The organism is Cyclobacterium jeungdonense (assembly GCF_010994275.1).
GTDB classification, from domain to species: domain Bacteria; phylum Bacteroidota; class Bacteroidia; order Cytophagales; family Cyclobacteriaceae; genus Cyclobacterium; species Cyclobacterium jeungdonense.
The window spans coordinates 1,334,867-1,342,289 of record NZ_WMCD01000001.1; the positions used below are offsets into that span (position 1 = coordinate 1,334,867).

6 protein-coding genes are annotated in these 7,423 nt (G+C 44.4%); all 6 read right to left on the reverse strand.

Annotated elements, in window-relative coordinates; all coding sequences use genetic code 11:
- Positions 1–153: 153 nt before the first annotated feature.
- Positions 154–2,490: a hypothetical protein gene (locus GKS34_RS04995; protein WP_163383676.1), complete on the reverse strand. Its 2,337-nt coding sequence runs from the start codon at positions 2,488–2,490 to the stop codon at positions 154–156.
- A gap of 340 nt (positions 2,491–2,830) precedes the next feature.
- Complete coding sequence (locus tag GKS34_RS05000; RefSeq protein ID WP_240459199.1) at positions 2,831–3,529, reverse strand: linear amide C-N hydrolase; 699 nt, start codon at positions 3,527–3,529, stop codon at positions 2,831–2,833.
- 602 nt (positions 3,530–4,131) lie between these two features.
- A complete protein-coding gene (locus tag GKS34_RS05005) occupies positions 4,132–4,548 on the reverse strand; it encodes a VOC family protein (protein WP_163383677.1) in 417 nt (138 codons plus the stop codon).
- A 249-nt stretch (positions 4,549–4,797) separates the two neighbouring features.
- A complete protein-coding gene (locus GKS34_RS05010; protein ID WP_163383678.1) occupies positions 4,798–5,601 on the reverse strand; it encodes a TPM domain-containing protein in 804 nt (267 codons plus the stop codon).
- A gap of 6 nt (positions 5,602–5,607) precedes the next feature.
- Positions 5,608–6,042 (reverse strand): TPM domain-containing protein, encoded by a 435-nt coding sequence (locus GKS34_RS05015; RefSeq protein WP_163383679.1) that lies wholly within the window; start codon positions 6,040–6,042, stop codon positions 5,608–5,610.
- Positions 6,043–6,053: 11 nt separating this feature from the next.
- Positions 6,054–6,644: a LemA family protein gene (locus GKS34_RS05020; RefSeq protein ID WP_163383680.1), complete on the reverse strand. Its 591-nt coding sequence runs from the start codon at positions 6,642–6,644 to the stop codon at positions 6,054–6,056.
- Positions 6,645–7,423 lie beyond the last annotated feature (779 nt).

Here is a 7,423-nt window from a genome sequence, read left to right on the forward strand (position 1 = left end):
CGTTCAAAAAAATGAAGTACATTTTTTTGTACTTGATCTAATTTTTTTTGTATAAGCGTATTTTCGAAGATGGTTACATAATCCTCATTGTCAAGAGGTTTCACTTACCACCCAATCTAATTGCAGAAATTTGAATCCTTGATTTAATCGTTTTCACTGTTTGATAACCCATACATCCGTTACCCGCGACTGCTGCCGCCAGTTCAGGTGGTCTTCATCGGGCTTGTCGAAACTGATTTCCAATTTACCATCCCTGATCAACTCCCTGGGAAGGGGAAATTCTTTGAATTCTTCGTAGCCCTTTTCATACTTAGTAGGTGTAAGACGTTGTCCATTGGCCCGTAACAGTGCCTCGCCATAACCCGAAACCCGAATCAGGTAATCGGAATGGGGGTCCAGCTTATCGTAGGCCAGGGTGGGAGTAAACTGGAACAATTGGGTAGAAAGCCGTTTTCTGCTTATCCCATTATTCTCCCATAAGAAGTCAATGGCATCGTTGGTTTTCGAGGTGACGTGTTTGGCATCGGCACTGGAGATATTATCATAAAAACTACCTTCCCCCGGAAATTCATAGGTTCGGATAAATGCCAATCGTGCTAACTTTTCCGCCTCCGAGGTAAACGCACGAATTTTATCAAACTCATCTTCCATCCACCAGCGGTTGTTCAGAGGATAATCGATAAAATCCAAAATGGCACCCCTTTCGGCACTCCGTGCCTGATACATGTCCACACTGGTCTGGGCGCCGATGCTTTGAAATAGTTTTTCTCCATAGGCAAATACCTTTTCCTTCAGGTCCTGGGAAACAGGCTCGGTATCCGCTTTTTGCAGGTGTTGCATGGCTTCGGCCATGGCTTGGTCGGCCCCCATGGAGTCGGCTTGAGCAAGAATTTCATAGGCCTCGCCTTCCAACCTTTTTTCAAAGGCGAGACGATTTCGGATGTACGCATCATAATAGGCCCGCATCACTAGTTGCTGCCAGCGCCAATTATCGCCAAAATCGGGATGGTTAGCTTCCAATCTTTTCCATAATGCCAGTGTTTCTTCAATGGCTGCATTCTCCAAAATGGGTCCATCCCAATTCTGTTCCAGTAAAAAAATACCCTGAGCAGCCTCTTCCGCGACCTCCGGACCAAAGAAAAATTGGGTATATTCAAGGATGATAGTTTTTGGATCTTTAGCTGGATCCCAACCTAGTTGGCTCCAAATCACTTTGTTTACATCGTCATGCGTGCCATCGGAATAGGTAATAAATCCATCGGTGTAGGGGGTATCCCGGTTAAACAGCCGCGTATACATTTGCGGCTGTGGGTTGCAAGGTTCCCTGCCCAGTGTCAATGCAAAGGCCTGATCCCAGTTTTCCACGGGATAATGACAGCGAACGGTATGGGTGATATCCGGATAAAAACGGTGCATGTATTTCTCAGGCAGTAGCTCCCGTTCCAAGGCTATCGGCGGGCTACTGGGACCATACACGACGCCCTTTAGCCAATCCGGACTATTGGTCTGCAGGTATTCAAAAAAATAGGTCACCTTTTCTTTATTGAAACCCTGCAGGGATACCCAAATTCCCGCATCTGAATGGTATTGGTGCAATAGTTCTGACAAGTCTTCCAAATAGGGTATTAACTGGGCAGGATGGTTTTCACCCGGATCCCCACCGGGAACAAATACCGCATCCAATCGGGGACATTTAGCATAAAAGGCCTCCTGCGTTTTCAATCCTTCCTGATGCGCACCTTTCTGGGTCAGGTCATGCGGTGCGGGTGTCCAAACCCAATAGTCCGCACCGTATTTTTCACATATTTTGCTCAATTCCACTTCCATGACTTGCGGATCCACCTTAAAGTGGGGACTGGAACTCGCTTCCTGAAAAGGAATATTTTCAAAGGCATTGCCCCCAAATAATACTTGTTCCCGGAAATGCTGATCAAATTGCTCCACCGTCCAGGCGTCCCAGGAGTTAGCGGTATTCCGGTACCCAAACTGATGTCCGCGAAGGGCATATTGCGGGGATTCGGAAAAATCGATGCCCCTGTTGATTTCAATCTTACCCTCGCTCAGGTAGGCCGTTCGTAGCAGTTTGCCAATACCATATAATATCCCCCGGGCATCTGCGCCAATTACCCATAGGGTGTTCCTCTCATTGCTGGATTCATGATAAATCCGGTAGCCTTCCTCTTTCTGTTCCGGCGCATCGGAGTCCGCATGTGAGGGAATGGATTTTCCGAACAGATTACTATCTTTAGCCAGAGCAAGGGCAATTTGGGTATCGGATTTCCAATCGATGCCCAATTCCAGGGCTATCCCGCTTCTTTTTTCGATTTCTTCTACCAGAATGGTGCGTGCTGTTTCCTGCAACGGGCCAGCAATCTGCGGCGAAACCAGAATTACTGCCTTGGAAAGATTCAAGGTTTGCCGCTCTTCGGCGGAGCAGGATAGCAGGGCCCAGGTAATTACGGCTAGTACCGCTGTTACAAATTTTTTCATCAGATACGTTTCAGGTTAGTTGTAAATAAACCGATAGCCGGCAGGCCGAAGAAGGTGCCTGGCAAAAAGAGCGGTACAACTGATTGTACCTCTAATACGCCAAAAATGTTAAATCCTACCAAGGGGAGGTAATTCTTTATTTCAAATTTTCCGTAAGTTGCCCAATATGGCAGCCAAAAACGATCCATCCATTGTAATACCGTCCCTCAACGCATCTAAAAAAGCTTACAACCCAATAAACTTAAAAGGTGCGGATTTCTTAAAATCACCGGAGGCTTCTCCGGAAAAGATACGGTGATTGGCCAAATCCAGTTTTCGAACCGCTGCTTTTTCACTAAAATCATTTTTTTTTTAAATCTACCCAAAAGGCATTGGGTGTCAGGGCCGTCTCGAAATAATACACCAGGTTTTTTTGGTCGGCCACCATGCGCCAACGGGTGGTAGATAAATTGGGATAGCCCTCGATTTCAAAACCATAGGGAACGGATACGTTACGGATAACACTAAACACGCTGGCTACAGCCACCCGGGTATTGTCGGTCTGTGGGATGGAATTGAGGAAAAATGATGCCCGTACAAAACGGTCGGAGGAGGTAACCGATCCGGGCAGGAAAGTCTTTCCCGGAATGTTTTCCCAGTACTTGCCAATAGCCATTTGCTGCTCATAAGGCGGATCATTGGTCATGACCTGATAGGAAGCGTCGTGGTGGATCACCAGTTTTCCCCCAATGTATTCGAATATGGCGCTATCCCCGGTTGCATCGGAAATGGAAAGGTGTACCGTAGTGAATTTATTCGTCCCTGGAATAAAATCCGAAACAACGGCAAAGGAAGGATAGGTGGATTCCACCAGCCAGCGCATATTGGCCACCAGCCCCTTTTCGTTCATGCCATCGGTGGTGGAAATATCCCAGGAGCTTACCGCCAGGCTACCGTATCTGGACACCCATTCAATGGAGTTTTTACCTACTTCCCCAATTCGCTGCATCCCCCTGGGAAAGATCCATTGATTGGCAGGAATTTCCAGGGAAAAATCCATGGTCCTGCCCGTGAGCACCGTATTATTGGGCCCCTATACACCACCCGGGTACAACTTTCAGATTCAGAAATAAAGCCAAATGGGATCAGCAAAGCCAGACAGAGGGGAAAGATTTTTTTCGGAGTAACATATTTTTCAAGTATATTTTCAATTGATTTCTTCCAATGAAACCTCACCCCACTGATTTAATTTCCAGATTTACTTCTGTTGGCAAAAGCAATTTTTTTGTAAACAAAACCTTTCCCCATTGAAATAAATTACCGGATTATGATAATTGAATGACAAAATTTCAGGGTATTTATTAATAATTTAAGTATTTACCAGCAATTAGTTTATGGAAAAAGGAAAAAATCAGTCCTTTACCATTCCTTTATTAAAATATACTGGCCTTGCCCAATATTAAAAACTTCCCAGAAATCAGATGAAATCGAGCATGACGTACCCGTCACACACTGGGATGATTATAAATCATGCGAGATTCCATGTGACCATTAAGAAACAATTATAAACACATGAAAAATTGGTACAGGGGGTATGCGCTTTCCACAACTTTTAGGTAGATTTTCTTGCACTTAGTCACTTACAACTAACTTTGGGTGATTTTACGTGTTTGCATTATAAAGCAGGTTGAACTTGTGGCCATCCGGGTCAGCAAAAACACAAACGTAAAACCCATTTTCATCATAGAATTTTTTTCTGTCATTATTGGAATCGAAGGAGATCTTCCCTCCTGATTTTTTGATTTCCGCTATCCATTGATCGAATTCCTCTTTACTTTCAACAGATAGGGAAAACATGACCTCATTTCCCTGACTTACATCAGCTACTTCTCCTTCAAGGCTCAATTTTAAGCGTTTCTTTTCAAAAAAGTGAATGATAAAATCACCTTCACCAAAAAAGAAGCTTACCAATTCATTGGAAGGACGTCCATTTAACTTAAAACCAAGATTTAGGTAAAATTCCTTTGTCCTTTCAACGTCTGCCACGGCCAAGTTTGCCCAGATTCTTTTGGGATTCATAATGTCGTTAGTTAAATTTTCTGCTTCGGTAACACACATTCAAATAATGGTCCAGGTTTTCCAGTCCTGAGGCAAAACCTTCTTTGAAACAGCGCCCCATTCCCAGACCAGTTCCGTTTTAAAGAAAATCTCCTTTAGGCCTTTAATAATCAATCATTCAAAAGGCATCGGTAACTTCCTGAAGTGACTCCTATTGCGAATACATTTGCTTTTCCGACTAAAAAAACAGCCTGTTTGGCGGTCACTGGCTTACCAGCTGCCACCTGCGCCGCCACCGCCGAAACTGCCGCCACCGAAGCCACCGAAACCTCCTCCCCCACTGCCGCCAAATCCACCTCCTCCTGAGGAAAAGTCGCCGAATTTGCCTCGGTTACCTCCCAGCATGCTGGCTAGCATCATGGTAGTGAAAAAATCCACGCCACCACGCTTTCCACCCATGTGGTTGTTGTTGTCCTTCCGATTTTTGATCAGGGTCAATATCACAAATCCGAAAATAAAAATCAATATAAAAGGCAATGCGCCTGCAGGCCGACCCGATGCTGGTAGCTGCTCTGCGGCTTCATACTCCCCGGAAGCAAGCTTAAATATCATGTCGGTAGCCTGGTCCAAACCTGTAAAATAATCCCCAGAACGGAAATTGGGCACAATGAGCTGTTCGACGATTCGCTTGGCCAAAGCATCGGGAACCGCACCCTCCATGCCGTATCCCGTAGCAATAAACACCTTGCGGTCTTTCATCGCAGCAAGGATCAGAATGCCATTGTCCTTGTCCTTCCTGCCGATTCCCCATTTATCTCCCAGTTGAAACGCATAATCGCTAATGGCATAAGGCCCGACGGAGTTAATCAAAACAATGCTGACCTCGGAGGAGGTGCTGTCGTTGTAAGCCAATAATTTATTTTCCAACTGTCTGATTTCCTGATCGGAAAGGGTCTCCGAAAAATCATTCACCAAGCGGGGTGGGTTGGGTTTTTCCGGAAAATCTCCCTGCGCCCAACTGGAAAAGGAAAGGGTTAACAAAAATAATAAAGTGAATAGCTGTCTTTTGATCATGATCTCTTATTCAAAGGAAATTTCGTTGGGAAGTTCGTTGATATCCCCCTTCTGGTCAAAAGGAAAATGTTGTCGAAGTTGCTGACCTGACATTTCGATGCCCTTTCTAAGCCCTTCGGTGAAGGCCCTTTTTTTGAAATGTATCACCATTTCTTCCTTGATATTTTCCCAGAAGTGTTCAGGAACTACCTGGTTGATTCCAGCATCCCCAAGAATGGCAAATTTATGATCTTCCGCCGCCAGGTAGAAAAGCACCGCATTACGGTACGTTGTTTTGTGCATCTTGAGTTTTTCGAATACCTGGGCAGCCCGGTCGAGTACATCTCCTTTGCAATGGCTTTCGATGTGAACCTGGATTTCACCAGATGTTTCTTTTTCTGCATTCCGGATGGCTTCCGTGATAATGGCCCGGTCTGCTGTGCTGAATAGTTTTTCGGCCATAAGATTTGGATTTAAAATTCTACTGTTGGCGCATTTTCAGTACCAGCTGCAGCTTCGAAATAACCCTTTGTCTCAAATCCATACCAACCGGCAAATACATTGTTCGGAAAGGTTCTGAGGTTGGCATTGTAGCCCTGAACGGACTGGTTGAAGTTTCTTCTTGCTACGGCAATTCTGTTTTCCGTTCCTTCGAGCTGCGCTTGCAATTCAAGAAAGTTTTGGTTGGCTTTCAAGTCAGGGTATCTTTCTACGGCTACAAGCAGCCTGCTAAGTGATCCGCTCAGTTGATCTTGTGCTTCCTGAAACCGGGCGATGTTTTCAGGAGTAAGGTCATCCGCCTGTAAGGTGATGGACGTTGCTTTTGCACGTGCTTCGATTACTCCCGTCAGCGTTTCTTGTTCAAAGTCCGCATAGCCTTTCACCGTATTGACCAGATTTGGAATCAGGTCAGCCCGGCGTTGGTACTGGGTTTCTACTTCGGCCCATTGAGCATTTACGGTTTCTTCGGTTTGCACAAAGGTATTGTACACGCCTACGGCTTTGCTGTAAACAAAGATGCCAATCAAAAGGATGATACCAATGGGGATTAATACTTTTTTCATAGTTAATATGGATGTTTAAAAAAACAGTGCAGGTGTTTGACGTAAAGGTAAGGCAGAGGGTTGTGAAAACCGACTTTTTTTAAAGATTCCGGAATCAGGCAAATGACAGTACAGTTCTTGTGCCAAAGCATCGTTCCCTCCGCCTTAACACCTTAAAAAACCGGCCATTAGGGCCATTCGTTCAAATGGTCTGTTGGAAGTAGCCTTACCTCTTAATCCTTTTTTCTAAGAATTCCTTAGACGGCTGCAAACCCCGTTTGAAATCAATATCGATCATTATAAAAAGTTCAACCCTTTGTATTCTAAGTTTCAATACACCTTCTGAAAACGGTTCTGCTTTGAAAATATTGATCAGTTTAGTTGCTAATTCAGCCCTTCTTTTTGGAACACACTTTGAGTCGAGAAAATAAAACGAACTCAATTAAACCTGCAAACAAGGAGAGCAGCTATTAGTCGTGATCCTCCCAAAAATAAGATTGCGAATGCTACACTTACCAAGATTAGTAAATGACCGATAAAAAACCGTTTGAAGTAGACTCCCATATTTTCATTGGTTGCTGTCAACGTTAAGTATACGCATAGCGCCGGATTCTAAGCATTTCACTTCCCACCTGCAGAAAAGTTTAAAAGAAGCTAATATCCTCAATTTTAGATATTCACCCCGCATTACGCTTATACAATGTTGAACTCAACCTTCGGTAGCTAAAGGTTAACCGTTGGTATATTGCTCATAAACAAATCCTTATAATTATGAGCAAAATACGTAAAAATTACGGATG